The following is a 16,151-nucleotide window of genomic DNA, read 5'->3' as shown; positions in this document are numbered from 1 at the left end:
TTCTTCCTCTTATTTCTCTAATTCTACTAAAACACTAAGGGCTGATAAGGCGTAAAGTGGGGCTGTTTCCGCTCGCAAAATGCGAGGGCCAAGACCTGCCAAGACAGCTCCTTTAGCTTCAAAACTTTCGATTTCTGCAGGTGAGAGACCCCCTTCTGGACCAAAGATAAAGAGCAATTTACCTCCTTTTTCAAGACCTGCGACCGCTTGTAGGAGAGCAGCGGCTTCTCCTTCTTTAGCCGACTCTTCGTAGGCTACGATGATAGAGTCAAACTGGTCTAGTTGCTCTAGAAAATCTGCTTTTTTCTCGAAAAGCTGGATACTTGGGACCAGATTACGCTTGCTTTGTTCTGCCGCTCCAAGGGCGATTTTTTCTAGTTTTTCAACCTTTTTACCCAATTTCTTGCCATCCCACTTAGCAACCGACCAGTCTGCAGGGAAGGCCCAAATCTGACTAGCACCGAGTTCGGTTACTTTTTGAGTGATAAACTCCAGCTTGTCTCCCTTGGGAAAGCCTGATGCTATGGTCACTTGGACTGGCAGTTCCACATTGTCAGCTAACTCTTGGACCAACTCAAACTGACGATTTTCCACATCCAGCACACGCGCCAAATGCTTGATTCCATCATCAAAGACTAAGGTCACCTCATCATCTTCCTTCAGGCGCATGACCTGAAACATATGCTTGCTGGTTTCCTTGTCCTCAATGGTGACAGGAGAGATAGCACTACCTTTGACAAAATACTGCTGCATGCTAGCCTCCAATCACACCTGAAATATCCTTGGTTTTCTTAAAGACACAGGCATTCCATTCTCCTTGAATCATGTGGGTTTCAAGGAAAAATCCAGCTGACTCAGCTGACTCGCGCACCATGTCCCACTTGTCCTTGATAATGCCACTCATGATCAGGTAGCCTTCGTCCTTAACCAAACGATAAGCATCCTCTGTCAGATGAATGAGGATATCCGCCAAGATATTAGCCACAATCACATCTGCCTTAATCTCAACCCCCTTAAGCAAATCTCCTGCCGCTACATGGATATTTTCCATGCCAGGGTTGAGCTCGATATTTTCCTGAGCCACCCGAACCGCCACATCATCCAGGTCATAGGCGAAAATTTCCTTAGCGCCAAGAAGTGAGCTGGCAATAGAAAGGACACCTGAACCAGTCCCCACATCTAGCACCGTTTCGCCACCACGAAGAACCTGCTCCAAGGCAAAGAGGCTCATCTTAGTGGTTGGATGCGTCCCAGTCCCAAAGGCCATGCCAGGGTCCAGCTTGATAATCTTTTCTCCCGCAGTCGCCTCATAGTCCGTCCAAGACGGCACGATGGTCAAGTCATGAGTGATGCGAGCTGGCTCATAGTATTTCTTCCAGTTGTCTGCCCAGTCTTCCTCAGCCAAGGCAGTCGTCCCCATCTTGACCTCTCCAAGATCCATAAAGTCTGTCAATTCTGCCAGACGAGCCTGCAAGTCCGCCTCAACTAAAGCTACATCAACTGTATCAGGGTAGTAGGCTGTCACTATGATTTCTTCTTGTTGCTCGACCTCTGGGAAAATCTCGCCAAAACGGTCGACATTCCCCACATAGTCCATACTATCTTCGATCGCAACACCTTGGGCGCCCAACTCAATCAAGAGATTGGAGACCAGCTCCTCTCCCTCACGCTTCACTGTAACTTTTAACTCTTGCCATGTTTCCATAATTAAGATACCAAGCCCGTAAAACACAAAGCCAAAATAGGAAACTCTCTGAAGACGCTTGTGTCTAAGAGAAGTTTATCTTTTTGGCACAGTGTTTAGGGCGGGTTCAGTTTAGAAATTTAACTGAACCATCCTTTCTATTTGTCAATCAATTTTTTCATGTAAACCATATCCATACCTTCTTTTTCAGGCTCGATATGAGTTTGACGGTAGCCATTTTTCTCATAAAAAGCGACCATACCCGCATCCTGTAATACCGTACACAAATCCCACTGTTTAATCGTCGGAAATTCCTTTTCCAGCAATCTCAGTCCCTCAGAACCATAACCTTTTCCTTGATACTGGGGTAAAATCGCTGCCGTTCCCAACCAAGCCTCCGTCAACTCTTCATTGGTCTGAACTCGTGAAAATCCGATATTTTCTTCCTTTTCTTTCACAAAGTAGTAATAGCTATTGGGACGCTCAACCAATTTCCACTTGATTCGTTCACGATCCTCGAGATAGGGATCATACTCATCTTGATATTTTTCATAGACAGCCTTAAAGCTAGCTCTTTGAATGGCAATAATGGTTTCTAAATCTTCTGCTCCTGCTCGTTCAAGTCTAATCATAGTCTCTCTCCACATATTCCCTCACCCTATCCTGCAACTGGGGTACAACCTTATCTGAGCCAAGAAACTCCTCAACGCTCATCAGTTTGTAGCCCTGCCCTTCATCACCAAAGACAATCTTGTCAAACTGTTCCTGAGCCAATTTTCCAACTAGAAAGACGGATTCCTTCCCCTCAAAAAGCATACTTGGGTACACCTTGCTACAAAGCAGGCAATCTTCAGTCAGATGAATCCCCAGTTCTTCATAAACTTCACGCGCCACGCACTCAAAAGGACTTTCATCACCCTCTCGTCCGCCACCTGGCAATTCCCAGGTATTAGGGTATGGAATGTTTGATTTGTCATCACGTAAGATAGTTAAGAGCTTATCACCACAAAAGAGGGCAATCTTGCAACCTGTAAAATCAGAAATTTCTATTCCCATATTAGACTCCTAGTATCTCGGATAAGGGTAAAACTCTCCCTCTTCCAAGCCAACTTTCCCTTCTTCAAAGACTTCTTGGTTCCATTCCATGACGAATTCCTCTGCTTCTGGATCTTCTAAAAAGTCCATAAGGGCATCTAGTCCAACCTCGGCAGTATCTTTAAGGAAAAGCGCAAAATAAGCTAAAAACTCGCGAGAAAATCCTTTTTTAGGCAGATAAGGAATGACCGTTAAATAGTCTTCTTCATTGACGGTTGACTTGGCAGGATTGTAAAAGAGTACCGCTTCCTCAAATAGGATATCGTCTGACGAAACCTCTCCGTCTTCATCCACCATCTCCACACCTGCAGCATTTTGTGCCTCTAGTAGAAAACTCACTTCTACCGCATGGTTGCGCTTGTCCCAACTAATCTCAAAGTCAAAGGGAAAGTTCTTCTCCAACTCTTCCTCTAAAACATCTAAAAATCCGTATGTTGCCATTTTGTCCTCTTTCTATGCGACTCTTTAATCGCCCCGATTGCTCGGAAATATGCTAAAATAGATACTACCATCTTACCACATATACATCAGAAAATCCATGTTAGAAAGGACTGCTATGCCAGACAATCTCGCGCTTCGCATGCGCCCAAAAACCATCGACCAGGTCATCGGTCAGAAGCATCTGGTCGGACAAGGAAAAATTATCCGTCGCATGGTGGAAGCCAATCGTCTGTCCTCCATGATTCTCTACGGACCTCCAGGAATCGGAAAGACCAGTATCGCCTCAGCCATCGCTGGAACGACCAAGTATGCCTTCCGGACCTTTAATGCGACAGTTGATAGTAAGAAGCGACTGCAAGAAATCGCTGAAGAAGCTAAATTTTCTGGAGGACTGGTTCTGCTACTGGACGAGATTCACCGACTAGACAAAACCAAGCAAGACTTTCTACTTCCCCTCTTGGAAAGTGGACTCATCATCATGATTGGGGCTACGACTGAAAATCCTTTCTTTTCTGTCACTCCAGCCATTCGCAGTCGTGTTCAGATTTTTGAGTTAGAACCCTTGTCCAATCAAGACGTCAAAGAGGCGATTCTGATAGCTCTAACTGACCCTGAGCGTGGTTTTGATTTCCCAGTTGAGCTAGATGAGGATGCGCTGAATTTTATCGCGACCTCTACAAATGGAGACCTGCGTTCTGCCTTTAACTCGCTGGATCTGGCTGTTCTCTCTACTCCCGAAAATGACAAGGGCATCCGCCATATCACACTGGATATCATGGAAAACAGCCTGCAGAGAAGTTACATTACCATGGATAAGGATGGGGACGGTCACTACGATGTCCTCTCAGCCCTGCAAAAGTCCATCCGTGGCTCGGATGTCGATGCCAGTCTCCACTATGCTGCCCGCTTGATTGAGGCTGGAGATCTTCCTAGTCTCGCTCGTCGCTTGACTGTTATCGCCTATGAAGATATCGGTTTGGCCAATCCTGAGGCCCAGATCCATACCGTAACTGCTCTAGATGCTGCTCAAAAGATTGGTTTCCCAGAAGCTCGCATCCTCATTGCCAATGTCGTGATTGATTTGGCCCTCTCTCCAAAATCCAACTCAGCCTACGTCGCTATGGACAAGGCCCTTGCTGATCTCAAAACATCAGGGCATTTGCCTATCCCTCGACACCTGCGCGATGGCCACTACAGCGGAAGCAAGGAACTAGGCAACGCCCAAGATTATCTCTATCCGCACAACTATCCTGGAAATTGGGTCAAGCAAGACTATCTGCCAGAAAAAATTAAAAGCCAGCACTATTTCACTCCAGAGGATACTGGCAAATACGAACGGGCCTTGGCGCAACGCAAGGAAACCATTGATAAATTACGAAACTTGTGAAATCCTTTTCAAATAATTGCATTTTCCTCTTGATTTTTTTTGAAAAAGTGGTATCATATAAACATAGAAACGCTGTGGTGTACGACTTCACACTTAAGTGTTGACCGACTATTTTTTGTATTATTAGGGAAACAAAAGTCTTCTAACAGCATGTAGGCCGTCTCACACGGAAACAGCTTCAGTTAGAGCGAGTTGCCCACCTGCTTAATTGCGCGGGTTCAATACAAACCGTGAAGTTTCGGCACCAATACAGCTTTTTCTTTGCCTCCTTAGCTCAGTTGGTAGAGCAGTAGACTCTTAATCTATGGGTCGCAGGTTCGAGCCCTGCAGGGGGCATCTAAACAACAGGAAAAAGCCTTGGTTTCAAGGCTTTTTTGATAGTTCTATCTTTATAAATAAGTTTAAAAAATGGAACATCTTAAAATCTAATTTATTTCCAATAAAGGAGTTAGAAATATGAAACATATTATTATCATTGGGCACCCTAAACGAGAAAAGAAAACTCTATCTATCGAAAATTATGAAAGAAAAAGGCGATTCTTTCAAACCGTACTATTTCGATGAGAATATTGCTAATAAAATTCTGAGTTTAATAACTGTTGAAGACAATCAGGCTTACTATGTCGCCAAAGAAACATCTCCTAGACTTCAAAATAATGAATCAAAGAAAATGTTTAAAGAAATATCAAAGAAAATTGTTGATATTATAACAAGATGTAAGCAGGATAAAATCCTTCGATTAACTGGTAAACAATTAAACGAACTAGATGGGGAATATAGAAAAAATAATTAATCTATTAGGGCAGATAAAAATCTTAAAATCATAAAAACGCATAATGTCAGATGTTCAAAAAATTTAATATTATGCGTTTTTATTATGGAAAGATTTACTAGATTTTGTACTCAAGCTGAGTTTTCCCTATCCTCTTTATCTTCTATCTCCCCTTTTTCATGATGTATTTTCGTATAGGTACTTCAACCATTTGAACGATTTCAAATCCTGCTTTTTGGTAAAGATTGTAAGCTGTTTGATTTGCCTCGTAGACATTTAGAGAAATAGTATCTATGTCTTCATTTTCAAAGGCCAAACTAATAAATTTCCTTAAAGCCTGGCTACCTAAGCCTTGCCCCTGCTTCTGAGGGTTGATAAAAAATCTCCCGATATGAAGATTCCTGTCTTCTAGCCTGATTTTCTGGATAAGCCCCACAAACTCTTGTCCATCAAAGATTGAAAAGATTCCTTCCAAATCTTGCAAGATTTGAATTGTTAAGGGAAAAGGAATCATTGTTCCCATCCATTGTTCCTGAAAGGATTTGCCAAGGGAGTTGGACCATTGGCATAAGAGCTGAGCGTTTTCTATGCTCACATTTTCTTCAAAACGAATCATCATCTTGACCTCACCACCTTATCTATGTTTCTCCATTATACCACTTCTCCTATTTTTTACGAATAGATAAGTATGATTGATCTTTATTTTTTTCTTGTCGGGACCATTCTCGCTTCCTTTCTTGGTTTGGTTATTGACCGTTTTCCTGAGCAATCCATTATCAGTCCAGCTAGTCACTGCGATTCCTGTCAGACTCGCTTGCGTCCGTTGGATTTGATTCCTATCCTCTCGCAGGTCTTTAATCGCTTTCGCTGTCGCTACTGCAAGACTCGCTATCCTGTCTGGTATGCTCTCTTTGAATTTGGGTTAGGATTCCTCTTTCTAGCTTGGTCTTGGGGCTGGATTTCCATAGGACAAGTCATCCTCATAACTGCTGGCTTGACCTTGGGAATCTATGACTTTCGCCATCAGGAATATCCCTTACTAGTCTGGCTGACTTTCCACCTAATCCTCATGGCCTGCTCTGGTTGGAATCTGGTTATGGTCTTCTTTCTTGCCCTTGGAATCATAGCTCATTTTATTGATATCCGCATGGGCGCAGGAGATTTCCTCTTTCTAGCTTCTTGTGCCCTCGTCTTTAGCACGACAGAATTACTCATCTTGATCCAGTTTGCTTCTGCGGCGGGCATCCTGGCCTTTCTCCTGCAAAAGAAAAAGGAAAGACTTCCTTTTGTGCCTTTCCTCTTACTTGCTGCGACTATAATAATTTTCTATCAGTTCTTATTAGTTTGTTGAATTGGGAACCCAAAGCTCAACTTCTGCATCCATGGGATTACCGTTTAAAAGTATTTCTAAGATAATTCCATCATTGTAAAGCGAGCTATATTCTCCCTCAAAAAAGTTATCCTCCAATTTATCAAACAAGAGTCTTGATTTATCACCACTGGCTGAGCTTACTAAATAATCTTTCTCTGGGACAAGAATGCTTTCGTAACCTGCCACAGCATTATTTGCCGCAACTCCTGCGTAGTATTGTATACCATCTTCATGAGGAACTATCAAAGCATAGCCTCTTTTATCTATGGAATGGGGCATCAATTTTCCTAGCATTCCTTCTTTAAATAACTGAGTATAGAATGCCGTTTTCTCTTTAGAATAGTGATGTTCATGAACTGTAGTTCCTTCTATCAAAATACTCTTGCCAACTAAGGTAAACGATGGTTTAGTTTGATGTTTCATTATATGAACTCCTTTCTTTATGGTATAATCATAACAAAGGTAATATGACAACTATCTGTCATATTTAAGGAGAAAATTATGAAAATCGACCGTCAAATGGGGATTATTTCTCATTTAGTAAATAAACGAAAAACAACAGCTAAAGAATTATCAGAACTTTTTAAAGTCAGCACACGAACTATTATGAGAGATATTGATGATTTATCTCTTGCAGGCATTCCTCTCTATGTAATGAAAGGAAAAAATGGAGGCATTTTTCTTATGGAAGACTTCCAAACTGACAAACCTCCCCTGACCCAATCCGAACGGCTTTCGATCGAATCCGGTTTAAAAAGTCGCTATCAAGTATTGGAAGATACCTCTACTTTCAATGCTATATTGAAATTAAATGCTACCAATACATACTCTGATTTCGAAATTGATTTGTCTCTATCTCAAGGGAACTTGGAAATACGAACTTTGATTTTTAAGTTATTGGAAGCTATCAGAGGTAGAGTAAAAATAAAATTTTCCTATATTAATTCACAAGGACTGGTGAGTCAAAAAAATTGTGAGCCTTACCGTATTGTCTATAAGGACCGAAGTTGGTATATGGATGCCTACGATACTGATAAAGCGCGTTTTTCTGTTTTTAAAGTTGCTAGAATTAGTGAACTTACTCTCTCTGATACTTTTTCAAAAAGACATTTTACACCACTTCCCTATGATGGTGGTACATGGATGAATGAAAACAAAGTACCTGTCATCCTGCATGTCCAGAAAATTGTTCTTGATCGATTTGTGGAACTCTTAGGCTATAATGCCATAAAACCTATTAATAGCGATATTTACGAGATTATTTATCCGTTAAACGACAATGATTGGGGATACAATACCTTGCTTGCTTTTGGAAAATACATCACTGTTATATCTCCTAAGCATTTCCTGAAACATTTCACCAACTATATAGATACCATTCATAAGCAATACCCAAACTAATATTCAACTGTCATTCATGAACTTATACCCTCAAAAGAAAAAGGAAAGACTTCCTTTTGTGCCTTTCCTCTTACTTGCTGCTTGTTTGATTATTTTTGGTAAGCTACTGCTTGTTTGATAAAGTCCTGAATCGGCTCTCCTTGGTGGAGAGCTTTTACAATTTTCGAACCAACGATAACACCATCTGACACCGCATTGAAGCGTTCTACATCTGCTTGACTAGATACGCCAAAACCTGTCAAGACTGGGATGTCAGCTACTTGATGCAATTGCGCCAGGTGCTTGTCCAAGTCTGCACGGTAATTTCCTGATTTTCCTGTTACCCCATTGATAGCAACGGCATAGACGAAGCCCTCAGCTCCCTGGATTAACTCTTTTTGGCGCTCGAGTCCTGTGGTCAAACTAACTAGGGGAATCAAGGCGATATCTGTGTCTGCCAAAAAGGGCTCTACAAAGTTGGCATGCTCATGAGGCAGGTCTGGGATAATCAAGCCCTTAACTGCTGTATCTGCCAGATCTTTGACAAATTTCTCCACACCGTACTGAAAGAGGGGGTTGAAGTAGGTCATGATGACAAGCGGAACTTCTGTCTGAATGGTTTTCAAGGTTTCAACCAAAGCCTGAGTAGAAGTCCCGTGAGCTAGACTGCGCAATCCTGCTTCTTCGATCACAGGTCCATCTGCAACAGGGTCTGAAAAGGGAATACCCACTTCAATGGCTGAAACACCCAAATCTTCTAAAAAGTGGATTGTTTCATCGAGACCATCCAAACCTTTCTCATGGTCTCCAGCCATGATATAGGGAACAAAAATTCCTTTTCCTGCTGCTTTGATAGCATTCAATTTTTCTGTTAAAGTCTTAGGCATGGGCTTCTCCCTTCTTTGCTGCATCTGCTTCCAAGCGGTCTTTGACTTGAACTACATCCTTGTCCCCACGACCGGATAGGCAGACAATCATTGACTTGTCTGGACCAAGTTCTTTGGCCAATTTCACTGCGAAAGCAATGGCATGGCTAGATTCCAAGGCTGGAATAATCCCTTCCACGCGAGACAAGAGTTGGAATCCTTCCAAGGCTTCCTCGTCCGTCACAGGAACATAGCTGGCACGTTTGATATCGTGGTAGTGAGAATGTTCTGGGCCAATACCAGGATAGTCCAAACCGGCTGAGATAGAAAAGGCTTCTAAGATTTGTCCATGTGCATCTTGGAGCACATCCATAAGCGAACCGTGGAGAACACCTGGACGACCCTTGATCAAGGTAGCTGCGTGGTGCTCCGTATCCACACCTAGTCCTGCTGCTTCAGCCCCATACATAGCTACAGACTCATCTTCTACAAATGGATGGAAGAGACCGATAGCATTAGAACCACCACCAACACAGGCTACTAGGGCATCTGGCAAATCTTGACCTGTCAAGTCACGGTACTGTTGTTTGGCTTCTCGACCGATGACACTTTGGAAGTCACGAACGATTTCTGGGAATGGATGAGGTCCTAAGGCAGAACCAAGGATATAGTGGGTATCGTCGATATTTGCCACCCATGAACGGAGGGCTGCATTGACCGCATCCTTGAGCACGCGCGAACCATCTGTTACTGCCTCAACCTTGGCTCCCAAAAGCTCCATACGGAAGACATTGAGGGCTTGTCGTTTGACATCTTCCTCACCCATGTAAATGGTACATTCCATGTTAAAGAGGGCTGCAGCTGTTGCAGTTGCTACACCGTGCTGACCAGCACCTGTTTCAGCGATAATTTTCTTTTTGCCCATGCGCTTAGCCAGAAGAACTTGGCCCAAGGCATTGTTAATCTTGTGGGCCCCTGTGTGATTGAGGTCTTCCCGTTTGAGATAAATCTTAGCTCCACCGATATGCTGGGTCAAGTTTTTTGCGTAGTAAAGGGGAGTTTCACGTCCTACATACTGGCGTAAGAGCTGGTTTAATTCCTCTTGGAAACTTGGGTCCGCCTGACTTTCACGATAAGCTTTTTCCAACTCCAAAACTGCTGTCATCAATGTTTCTGGGACAAAACGTCCGCCGAATTTTCCGTAAAATCCATCTTTATTTGGTTCTTGATATGCCATTCTTTGCCCTCTCTATAAATCTTCTAATCTTTTCATGATCTTTTTGTCCATCTGTCTCCACTCCACTTGATACATCGACTGCATAGGGAGTAAAGTGTCGAATTGCTTTTACTACATTGTCTTCCTTAAGCCCACCTGCGATAAAGAAAGGCTGAGCTAGTTCTGCCGTATCCAGTTGGCCCCAGTCAAAGATCTGGCCACTCCCTGCCACAGGGGCATCAAAGAGTAGATAATCTGCCCGAGAATTGGGCACATGCCCCTCTCCATCCACCTGCACAGCCTGAATGCTGGCACAAGGTGAATCCTCAAACAAATCATCTGCTACCTGACCATGAACTTGAACCAAGTCCAAGCCAACTTTTTTAATTGCTTCTAGTAGTTCTGTCCTACTTGGTGAAACAAATACGCCAACCTTTTTTACATCGGAAGGAATGTGCTTTGCGAGCTCAGCAGCCTCTTCCAAGCTCACCTGTCTTTTACTAAGCGCAAAGACAAAACCAATGTAGTCTGCCCCTGCTGATACGGCTGTCTCTACCGCTTCTTTGGTCGATAATCCACAAATCTTAACCTTTGTCAATCTGCAACTCCTTGATTCTTTGAGCCACATCCTCTGCCTGCATGAGAGCTGTTCCCACCAAAATTCCGTTAAAGGATGATGCTACTCGTTCCGCATCCTGTCCTGTGAAAATGGCAGATTCAGAAATGTAATAGTGACCTTTCTTAAAGTGCTGAGCCAAGTCTACACTGGTCTGCAAGTCGACTTCAAAGGTGGTCAAGTTACGGTTGTTAACCCCAATAATCTCAGCACCCAGTCTGTGGGCCACCTCTAGTTCAGCAAGATTGTGAGTCTCCACCAAAACTTCTAGACCAAGCTCTGTCGCATAGTCGTAAAGTTCCTTAAGGCGTTCTTCTGACAAGGCTGCCACAATGAGCAAGATGACTGTCGCACCCGCATTGCGAGCACGGATGATTTGCTTTTCATCGATGATAAAGTCCTTATTAAGCGTCGGAATGTTTACCTGACTGGAAATCTCACGCAAATAATCCAAATGCCCTTTAAAGAAAACTTCATCTGTCAAAACCGAAATCATCACTGCTCCGTTCGCTTCATAAGTCTGGGCCTGTTGCACAATATCCACATCGAGATTGATATCTCCCAGACTAGGGCTAGCCTTCTTGACCTCAGCGATTACCTGCAAACGGTCTTGATGTTGTTTTAAATAGTCAGCCAAGCGATAGGTCTGGCGCAAGGGCTGGATTTCCTCCAGCTCCATTTGCTCGACTTCACGCGCCTTCTGTTCTAAGATTCGTGATAAAAATTCCTGACTCATTTTTGGTACTCCTGTAACAGTCTGAGTTTTTCAAGGGCCTTGCCACTAGCAATCACTTGACGAGCCAAGGCAACTCCTTCCTTGATACTAGCTACCTTACCATTAGCATAGAAACCAAGACCAGCATTCAAGACTGTCGTTTCCAAGAATGGACTTGGTTCGTTTTGAAGAACGCTGAGCAAAATTTCTGCATTTTCCTGAGCATTGCCACCACGGATATCTTCGATAGCGTAGCGTTCCATCCCCAAATCCTCTGGAGTGAAGCTTGACAAGGTGATTTCGCCATTTTCAAGAAGAGCAATATTGGTTGTTCCGTTCAAGCCAGCTTCATCCAGCCCTTCTGGTCCAGCAACCACGATGGCACGCTTGCGGCCCATATTTTTCAAAACCTGAGCGGTACTTTCTAGCAGTTCTGGACGACTAATCCCAAGAAGCTGTGTTTCCAAGGCCATTGGGTGAATCAGTGGACCAGTCAAGTTCATGATTGTTGGAATTCCCAATTCCAAACGTGCTGGCATGATGTATTTCATAGCTGGGTGCATATTTTTAGCAAAGAGAAAGACGATGCCAGTTTTATCAAAAACCTTACCTAGTTCAGCTGGTTTGAGGTCAAGATTGATGCCCAATGCTTGAAGGACATCTGCAGAACCCGATTTAGAAGAAATCGAACGGTTACCGTGCTTAGCCATATGAATGCCGCCACCAGCCAAGACAAAGGCTGCAGTTGTGGAAATGTTAAAGCTGAAAGACTTGTCCCCACCTGTACCACAGTTGTCCATGGCATCATGTATCTCAGTTGGAATGTGTTGGGCATGGCCTCTCATGACTTGTGCAATGGCTGTGCGTTCTTCAGGTGTTTCCCCCTTCATCTTAAGGGCCAAGAGAAGAGAAGCAATCTGAGCTTCGGTTACACGCCCAGTTACGATACGCTCAATGACATCCGTCATTTCCACACCTGATAAATTTTCAAATTTCGCTAGTTTTTCAATAATTTCTTTCATCCTAGTTTCCTCACTTTACAACCTTCTCGATAAAATTTCGAATAGAAGACAAGCCATCTGGCGTTCCGATACTTTCTGGATGGTACTGGAAGCCATAAATCGGCAGGGTTTTGTGTTGAATTCCCATAATGGCCTGGTCATCAGTCGAACGAGCTGTCACTTCAAAGCCTTCTGGCATTTCTTCAATCAAAATGCTGTGATAGCGCATGACTGGACGACCATCCTCAATGCCTTGATAGAGAACAGATGGCGCTTCAAAGCTGATATGGCTCTGTTTCCCATGCATGACTTTTGGAGCCAAACCTAGCTTCCCACCAAAGACTTCTGCGATGGCTTGGTGACCCAAACAAATCCCTAGAATCGGCTTCTTGCCGGCAAAGTCACGAATCATGTCTTCCATCTTTCCAGCATCAACTGGCCAACCGGGACCAGGAGAAAAGACCAGACCATCTGCTTTTTCAGCTTCTTCATACAGCTTGGGATCATCATTTCTCAAGACCTGCACTTCTGCAAAACTCCCAATGTACTGGGCCAAGTTATAGGTAAAAGAATCATAGTTGTCAATCAATAAAATCATGGTCTTAGTTCTCCAATTCTAGTCATAGATTTAGCCTTGTTAATGGTTTCTTGATATTCGTTTTGAGCAATAGAGTCATAGACAATCCCTGCCCCAGCCTGAACATAGGCTTTTTGATTTTTGAGAATCATAGTTCGGATGGCGATGGCGAAGTCCATATCACCCGTCGCAGACAAGTAGCCGATTGCTCCTGCATATACGCCCCGTTTTTCCGTTTCCAGTTCATAGATGCGTCTCATGGCCCGAATCTTTGGTGCTCCTGAAACTGTCCCAGCTGGAAGTGTAGCTTTCAAAGCATCCATGGCAGTGAGTTCGGGAAGCAAACGCCCTTTCACCACGCTGGTCAAATGCATGACATAGCGGAAGAGCTCCACTTCCATATACTTGGTGACTTGGACACTGGCTGTTTCAGAGATGCGACCAATATCGTTACGCCCCAAGTCTACCAACATCCGATGCTCTGCTGTTTCCTTCTCATCAGAAAGCAGGTCTGTCGCCAAGGCCTTGTCCTCTTCATCCGCTGTGCCTCTTGGTCGCGTACCTGCAATCGGATTGGTTGTCACGATACCGTTTTTGACAGAAACCAAACTTTCAGGACTGGCACCGATGATTTGATAATCCCCAAAATCATAGAAATAGAGGTAATTAGATGGATTGGTCACTCGAAGATTCCTATAGAAATCAAATGGATTTCCAGTAACTTCTGCTGAGAAACGCTGACTGAGCACACATTGGAACATATCCCCGTTACGAATCAAGTCACGAGCTGTTTCGACCATTTGCTCAAACTTCTGAGGAGCGATATGCGGTTTGAAGTCGAGCGGAGATAAATCCAAATCTTCAAATTCATTTGGAGCAGGGATGCGTAATTCCACAAGCACTTGGTTCAAGGATTCTTTCAAGTCTTCTTGACTGCGCTCGCTATAGAGAGCATCCTCTATGACATGAATTTTTTCCTTCTTGTGGTCAAAGACCATATAGCTCTCATAGACAAAGAAATGCATGTCTGGCGTCCCAATGGTATCCTCAGGGATTTGTCCAATTTCTTCATAAAGAGAAATCATATCGTACCCCACAAAGCCAATAGCTCCCCCACCAAAAGGTAGGTCTGAATGGTGCTGGCTCTTATGAGTCACTTCATAAAGGAAATCCAAAGGATCCCGATCAATCACTTGACCATTTTGATAAAGGACTCCATTTTCAAACTGAATCTCAAAAACTGGATTATAGGCTAGGATAGAAAAACGAGCGGTTTCCTTGTCTCTCGGAATACTCTCTAAGATAACCTTGTGTTGCCCCTTTAGACGCATATAAGCCAATATTGGTGATAAGACATCTCCATGAATGATTCGTTCCATTGTAATTTCCCTTTCAGTTCTAATTCTAGTCCGTGGCGACTGTATGAAAAATCCCCACGCAAAATAACTTGCGTGAGGACGAAATTCGCGGTGCCACCTCAATTATAGGATTTCTCCTATCTCTCATTCCTGTCTTAGAAAGATTCTGTAACAGGCTGTGCGATAAAGGGCACTCCCTTGAGAATTATGTTTTCTTCTCTCGTTTCAGATGGACCCAACCTTACAGTTTTCTCTGCTTGTTTCCAGCAACCACAAGCTCTCTGGGAGAGAAAAGACTGTAATTTTTCCATCTCTTATTTTTTAGCTTCTAGGTAGTCTGCAATCGCAGCTACGTCCTTGTCTCCACGCCCAGAGACATTGATGATGATAATCTCATCTTTACTTAGTTTCGGTGCACGTTTAACTGCTTCTGCGATCGCGTGCGAACTTTCAATCGCTGGGATAATCCCTTCTGTCTTACTAAGAAGGAGCAAGGCTTGAACCGCTTCTTCATCTGTCGCTGCCACATATTCTACGCGGCCAGAATCTTTAAAGTAGGCGTGTTCTGGACCAACCCCTGGATAGTCCAAACCAGCTGAGATAGAGTAAACTGGCGCCAGCTCTCCATCTTCCTTAAAGACTGCATAAGTCTTCATACCGTCGACAATTCCGACACTACCTTTTGTCATAGTGGCTGCGTGCTTGTCTGTGTCAAGTCCGTGACCAGCGGCTTCTACCCCAATCAATTTGACTTCTTCATCAGCTACATACTGTGAAAAAGCACCGATGGCATTGGAACCACCACCTACACAGGCAATGACGTAGTCTGGTAAACGGCCTTCTTTTTCTAAGATTTGACGACGAGATTCTTCACTGATGACCTTTTGGAATTCATGAACAATTGTAGGATAAGGATGAGGACCTACAGCAGATCCCAAAACGTAGAAGGCTTCAAGATCATTCATCCATGCTCCAAAGGCTGCATCAACCGCGTCCTTGAGAGTTCGAGTTCCCGTTTCAACCGCGTGAACAGTTGCTCCCATCATCTCCATGCGGAAAACATTGAGGCGTTGACGTTCCACATCTTCTGCCCCCATGTAGACATCACAGGCCATACCAAACTTGGCTGCAGCCGCTGCTGTCGCAACACCGTGTTGACCAGCTCCTGTTTCCGCGATCACTCGTTTTTTGCCCATACGTTTGGCAAGAAGAATTTGCCCTAAAACGTTGTTGAGTTTGTGAGAACCAAGGTGGTTAAGATCTTCACGTTTGAGATAAATCTTAGCTCCACCTAGGTGTTCTGTTAAGCTCTCTGCATAATATAGAGGTGTCTCACGACCTGAATAATCCTTCAAGTAATGGCGAAATTCTGCCAAAAATTCTGGATCATCCTTGTATTTGTCAAATGTCACTTCCAACTCATCCAACAAAGCCTGAATCGGCTCCGGTACAAAACTACCACCAAATTGTCCAAAATATCCTTTAGTTGTCATAAAATTTTCCTCTTTCAGTATTAATTTAAAGATATGAAAAAAGCCCACACACAGAATCTACTTCCGTGTGAGGGCGTTGGTAACGCGGTGCCACCTCAATTATAAAGGGACTATCCCCCCTTACATCTCTGCCTTGTCTAACAACAAGTTGCACTGTAAGGTGTGCGCACCGAATTTT

Annotated in this window: 19 protein-coding genes, 1 tRNA gene, 1 pseudogene and 1 other annotated feature; of the genes and pseudogenes, 6 read left to right on the top strand and 15 right to left on the bottom strand. The window is 43.6% G+C overall.

Features of this window, described 5'->3' with window-relative positions; all coding sequences use genetic code 11:
* Positions 1 to 9: 9 nt before the first annotated feature.
* The 5 genes from GOM48_RS02670 to GOM48_RS02650 all read right to left on the bottom strand — a co-directional run bounded on the left by GOM48_RS02670 (position 10) and on the right by GOM48_RS02650 (position 3,220).
* A complete protein-coding gene (locus GOM48_RS02670) occupies positions 10 to 753 on the bottom strand; it encodes a 16S rRNA (uracil(1498)-N(3))-methyltransferase (RefSeq protein WP_235098192.1) in 744 nt (247 codons plus the stop codon).
* A gap of 1 nt (position 754) precedes the next feature.
* Positions 755 to 1,705, bottom strand: a complete 951-nt coding sequence (gene prmA / locus GOM48_RS02665) for a 50S ribosomal protein L11 methyltransferase (RefSeq protein WP_235098190.1) — start codon at positions 1,703 to 1,705, stop codon at positions 755 to 757.
* A 137-nt stretch (positions 1,706 to 1,842) separates the two neighbouring features.
* The gene (locus GOM48_RS02660; RefSeq protein WP_235098188.1) at positions 1,843 to 2,316 is read right to left on the bottom strand and encodes a GNAT family N-acetyltransferase; all 474 of its coding nucleotides are present in this window, start codon (positions 2,314 to 2,316) and stop codon (positions 1,843 to 1,845) included.
* A complete protein-coding gene (locus GOM48_RS02655) occupies positions 2,309 to 2,740 on the bottom strand; it encodes an NUDIX hydrolase (RefSeq protein ID WP_235098186.1) in 432 nt (143 codons plus the stop codon). The genes GOM48_RS02660 and GOM48_RS02655 overlap by 8 nt, the downstream gene beginning before the upstream one ends.
* 9 nt (positions 2,741 to 2,749) lie before the next feature.
* Positions 2,750 to 3,220 (bottom strand): DUF3013 family protein, encoded by a 471-nt coding sequence (locus tag GOM48_RS02650; protein ID WP_000257122.1) that lies wholly within the window; start codon positions 3,218 to 3,220, stop codon positions 2,750 to 2,752.
* Between the two features lie 115 nt (positions 3,221 to 3,335).
* On the opposite strand from GOM48_RS02650, the gene GOM48_RS02645 reads away from it, so the two are divergent.
* From GOM48_RS02645 to GOM48_RS02635, 3 genes are all read left to right on the top strand, one after another.
* Positions 3,336 to 4,607 (top strand): replication-associated recombination protein A, encoded by a 1,272-nt coding sequence (locus GOM48_RS02645; RefSeq protein WP_235098184.1) that lies wholly within the window; start codon positions 3,336 to 3,338, stop codon positions 4,605 to 4,607.
* A 263-nt stretch (positions 4,608 to 4,870) separates the two neighbouring features.
* A tRNA-Lys gene (locus tag GOM48_RS02640) sits at positions 4,871 to 4,943 on the top strand.
* Between the two features lie 184 nt (positions 4,944 to 5,127).
* Complete coding sequence (locus GOM48_RS02635; RefSeq protein WP_235098182.1) at positions 5,128 to 5,400, top strand: hypothetical protein; 273 nt, start codon at positions 5,128 to 5,130, stop codon at positions 5,398 to 5,400.
* A 142-nt stretch (positions 5,401 to 5,542) separates the two neighbouring features.
* On the opposite strand, the gene GOM48_RS02630 is transcribed toward GOM48_RS02635, so the two are convergent.
* Positions 5,543 to 5,998: a GNAT family N-acetyltransferase gene (locus tag GOM48_RS02630; protein WP_235098180.1), complete on the bottom strand. Its 456-nt coding sequence runs from the start codon at positions 5,996 to 5,998 to the stop codon at positions 5,543 to 5,545.
* Between the two features lie 69 nt (positions 5,999 to 6,067).
* Here GOM48_RS02630 and GOM48_RS02625 point away from each other — a divergent pair, with 69 nt between their 5' ends.
* Positions 6,068 to 6,730, top strand: a complete 663-nt coding sequence (locus tag GOM48_RS02625; RefSeq protein ID WP_235098178.1) for a prepilin peptidase — start codon at positions 6,068 to 6,070, stop codon at positions 6,728 to 6,730.
* Here the strand turns inward: GOM48_RS02625 and GOM48_RS02620 are convergent.
* Positions 6,719 to 7,174 carry an effector binding domain-containing protein gene (locus GOM48_RS02620; RefSeq protein ID WP_125828075.1) on the bottom strand — a complete coding sequence of 152 codons (456 nt, stop codon included), beginning with the start codon at positions 7,172 to 7,174 and terminating at the stop codon, positions 6,719 to 6,721. The two genes, GOM48_RS02625 and GOM48_RS02620, sit on opposite strands and share 12 nt — an antisense overlap.
* 78 nt (positions 7,175 to 7,252) lie before the next feature.
* Here GOM48_RS02620 and GOM48_RS02615 point away from each other — a divergent pair, with 78 nt between their 5' ends.
* On the top strand, positions 7,253 to 8,152 hold the full coding sequence (locus tag GOM48_RS02615; protein ID WP_125413602.1) for a helix-turn-helix transcriptional regulator: 900 nt from the start codon (positions 7,253 to 7,255) through the stop codon (positions 8,150 to 8,152).
* Between the two features lie 31 nt (positions 8,153 to 8,183).
* Positions 8,184 to 8,270, top strand: a pseudogene (locus tag GOM48_RS09900) (prepilin peptidase); the annotation flags it as partial.
* Here the strand turns inward: GOM48_RS09900 and trpA are convergent.
* The 8 genes from trpA to trpB (GOM48_RS02575) form a co-directional block, all read right to left on the bottom strand.
* On the bottom strand, positions 8,242 to 9,018 hold the full coding sequence (gene trpA, locus GOM48_RS02610) for a tryptophan synthase subunit alpha (RefSeq protein ID WP_235098176.1): 777 nt from the start codon (positions 9,016 to 9,018) through the stop codon (positions 8,242 to 8,244). The pseudogene GOM48_RS09900 and the gene trpA sit on opposite strands and share 29 nt — an antisense overlap.
* A complete protein-coding gene (gene trpB / locus GOM48_RS02605; RefSeq protein WP_000331263.1) occupies positions 9,011 to 10,234 on the bottom strand; it encodes a tryptophan synthase subunit beta in 1,224 nt (407 codons plus the stop codon). The genes trpA and trpB (GOM48_RS02605) overlap by 8 nt, the downstream gene beginning before the upstream one ends.
* Positions 10,212 to 10,811 (bottom strand): phosphoribosylanthranilate isomerase, encoded by a 600-nt coding sequence (locus GOM48_RS02600; protein ID WP_038804946.1) that lies wholly within the window; start codon positions 10,809 to 10,811, stop codon positions 10,212 to 10,214. Before GOM48_RS02600 ends, trpB (GOM48_RS02605) begins: the two co-directional genes overlap by 23 nt.
* On the bottom strand, positions 10,798 to 11,565 hold the full coding sequence (trpC, locus tag GOM48_RS02595) for an indole-3-glycerol phosphate synthase TrpC (protein ID WP_038804945.1): 768 nt from the start codon (positions 11,563 to 11,565) through the stop codon (positions 10,798 to 10,800). The genes GOM48_RS02600 and trpC overlap by 14 nt, the downstream gene beginning before the upstream one ends.
* The gene (gene trpD, locus GOM48_RS02590) at positions 11,562 to 12,566 is read right to left on the bottom strand and encodes an anthranilate phosphoribosyltransferase (protein WP_038804944.1); all 1,005 of its coding nucleotides are present in this window, start codon (positions 12,564 to 12,566) and stop codon (positions 11,562 to 11,564) included. Before trpD ends, trpC begins: the two co-directional genes overlap by 4 nt.
* Before the next feature lie 10 nt (positions 12,567 to 12,576).
* Positions 12,577 to 13,143 carry an aminodeoxychorismate/anthranilate synthase component II gene (locus GOM48_RS02585; RefSeq protein ID WP_038804943.1) on the bottom strand — a complete coding sequence of 189 codons (567 nt, stop codon included), beginning with the start codon at positions 13,141 to 13,143 and terminating at the stop codon, positions 12,577 to 12,579.
* Positions 13,140 to 14,501 (bottom strand): anthranilate synthase component I, encoded by a 1,362-nt coding sequence (gene trpE / locus GOM48_RS02580; protein ID WP_038804942.1) that lies wholly within the window; start codon positions 14,499 to 14,501, stop codon positions 13,140 to 13,142. Before trpE ends, GOM48_RS02585 begins: the two co-directional genes overlap by 4 nt.
* A gap of 71 nt (positions 14,502 to 14,572) precedes the next feature.
* Positions 14,573 to 14,804, bottom strand: a binding site (T-box leader).
* A complete protein-coding gene (trpB, locus tag GOM48_RS02575; protein WP_235098174.1) occupies positions 14,795 to 15,973 on the bottom strand; it encodes a tryptophan synthase subunit beta in 1,179 nt (392 codons plus the stop codon). (Overlaps the previous feature by 10 nt.)
* Between the last annotated feature and the right edge of the window lie 178 nt (positions 15,974 to 16,151).

The organism is Streptococcus oralis (assembly GCF_021497885.1).
Classification (GTDB): Bacteria; Bacillota; Bacilli; order Lactobacillales; family Streptococcaceae; genus Streptococcus; species Streptococcus oralis_BQ.
Note: the sequence above shows the minus strand (reverse complement) of the source record. Positions and strands in the feature narration are given on the sequence as shown.

Excerpts from the sequence above, each read along its gene's own strand:
- GOM48_RS02670 (WP_235098192.1), bottom strand. The coding sequence starts at position 753 with ATGCAGCAGTATTTTGTCAAAGGTAGTGCTATCTCTCCTGTCACCATT.
- prmA (WP_235098190.1), bottom strand. The coding sequence starts at position 1,705 with ATGGAAACATGGCAAGAGTTAAAAGTTACAGTGAAGCGTGAGGGAGAG.
- GOM48_RS02660 (WP_235098188.1), bottom strand. The coding sequence starts at position 2,316 with ATGATTAGACTTGAACGAGCAGGAGCAGAAGATTTAGAAACCATTATT.
- GOM48_RS02655 (WP_235098186.1), bottom strand. The coding sequence starts at position 2,740 with ATGGGAATAGAAATTTCTGATTTTACAGGTTGCAAGATTGCCCTCTTT.
- GOM48_RS02650 (WP_000257122.1), bottom strand. The coding sequence starts at position 3,220 with ATGGCAACATACGGATTTTTAGATGTTTTAGAGGAAGAGTTGGAGAAG.
- GOM48_RS02645 (WP_235098184.1), top strand. The coding sequence starts at position 3,336 with ATGCCAGACAATCTCGCGCTTCGCATGCGCCCAAAAACCATCGACCAG.
- GOM48_RS02635 (WP_235098182.1), top strand. The coding sequence starts at position 5,128 with ATGAAAGAAAAAGGCGATTCTTTCAAACCGTACTATTTCGATGAGAAT.
- GOM48_RS02630 (WP_235098180.1), bottom strand. The coding sequence starts at position 5,998 with ATGATGATTCGTTTTGAAGAAAATGTGAGCATAGAAAACGCTCAGCTC.
- GOM48_RS02625 (WP_235098178.1), top strand. The coding sequence starts at position 6,068 with ATGATTGATCTTTATTTTTTTCTTGTCGGGACCATTCTCGCTTCCTTT.
- GOM48_RS02620 (WP_125828075.1), bottom strand. The coding sequence starts at position 7,174 with ATGAAACATCAAACTAAACCATCGTTTACCTTAGTTGGCAAGAGTATT.
- GOM48_RS02615 (WP_125413602.1), top strand. The coding sequence starts at position 7,253 with ATGAAAATCGACCGTCAAATGGGGATTATTTCTCATTTAGTAAATAAA.
- trpA (WP_235098176.1), bottom strand. The coding sequence starts at position 9,018 with ATGCCTAAGACTTTAACAGAAAAATTGAATGCTATCAAAGCAGCAGGA.
- trpB (WP_000331263.1), bottom strand. The coding sequence starts at position 10,234 with ATGGCATATCAAGAACCAAATAAAGATGGATTTTACGGAAAATTCGGC.
- trpC (WP_038804945.1), bottom strand. The coding sequence starts at position 11,565 with ATGAGTCAGGAATTTTTATCACGAATCTTAGAACAGAAGGCGCGTGAA.
- trpD (WP_038804944.1), bottom strand. The coding sequence starts at position 12,566 with ATGAAAGAAATTATTGAAAAACTAGCGAAATTTGAAAATTTATCAGGT.
- GOM48_RS02585 (WP_038804943.1), bottom strand. The coding sequence starts at position 13,143 with ATGATTTTATTGATTGACAACTATGATTCTTTTACCTATAACTTGGCC.
- trpE (WP_038804942.1), bottom strand. The coding sequence starts at position 14,501 with ATGGAACGAATCATTCATGGAGATGTCTTATCACCAATATTGGCTTAT.
- trpB (WP_235098174.1), bottom strand. The coding sequence starts at position 15,973 with ATGACAACTAAAGGATATTTTGGACAATTTGGTGGTAGTTTTGTACCG.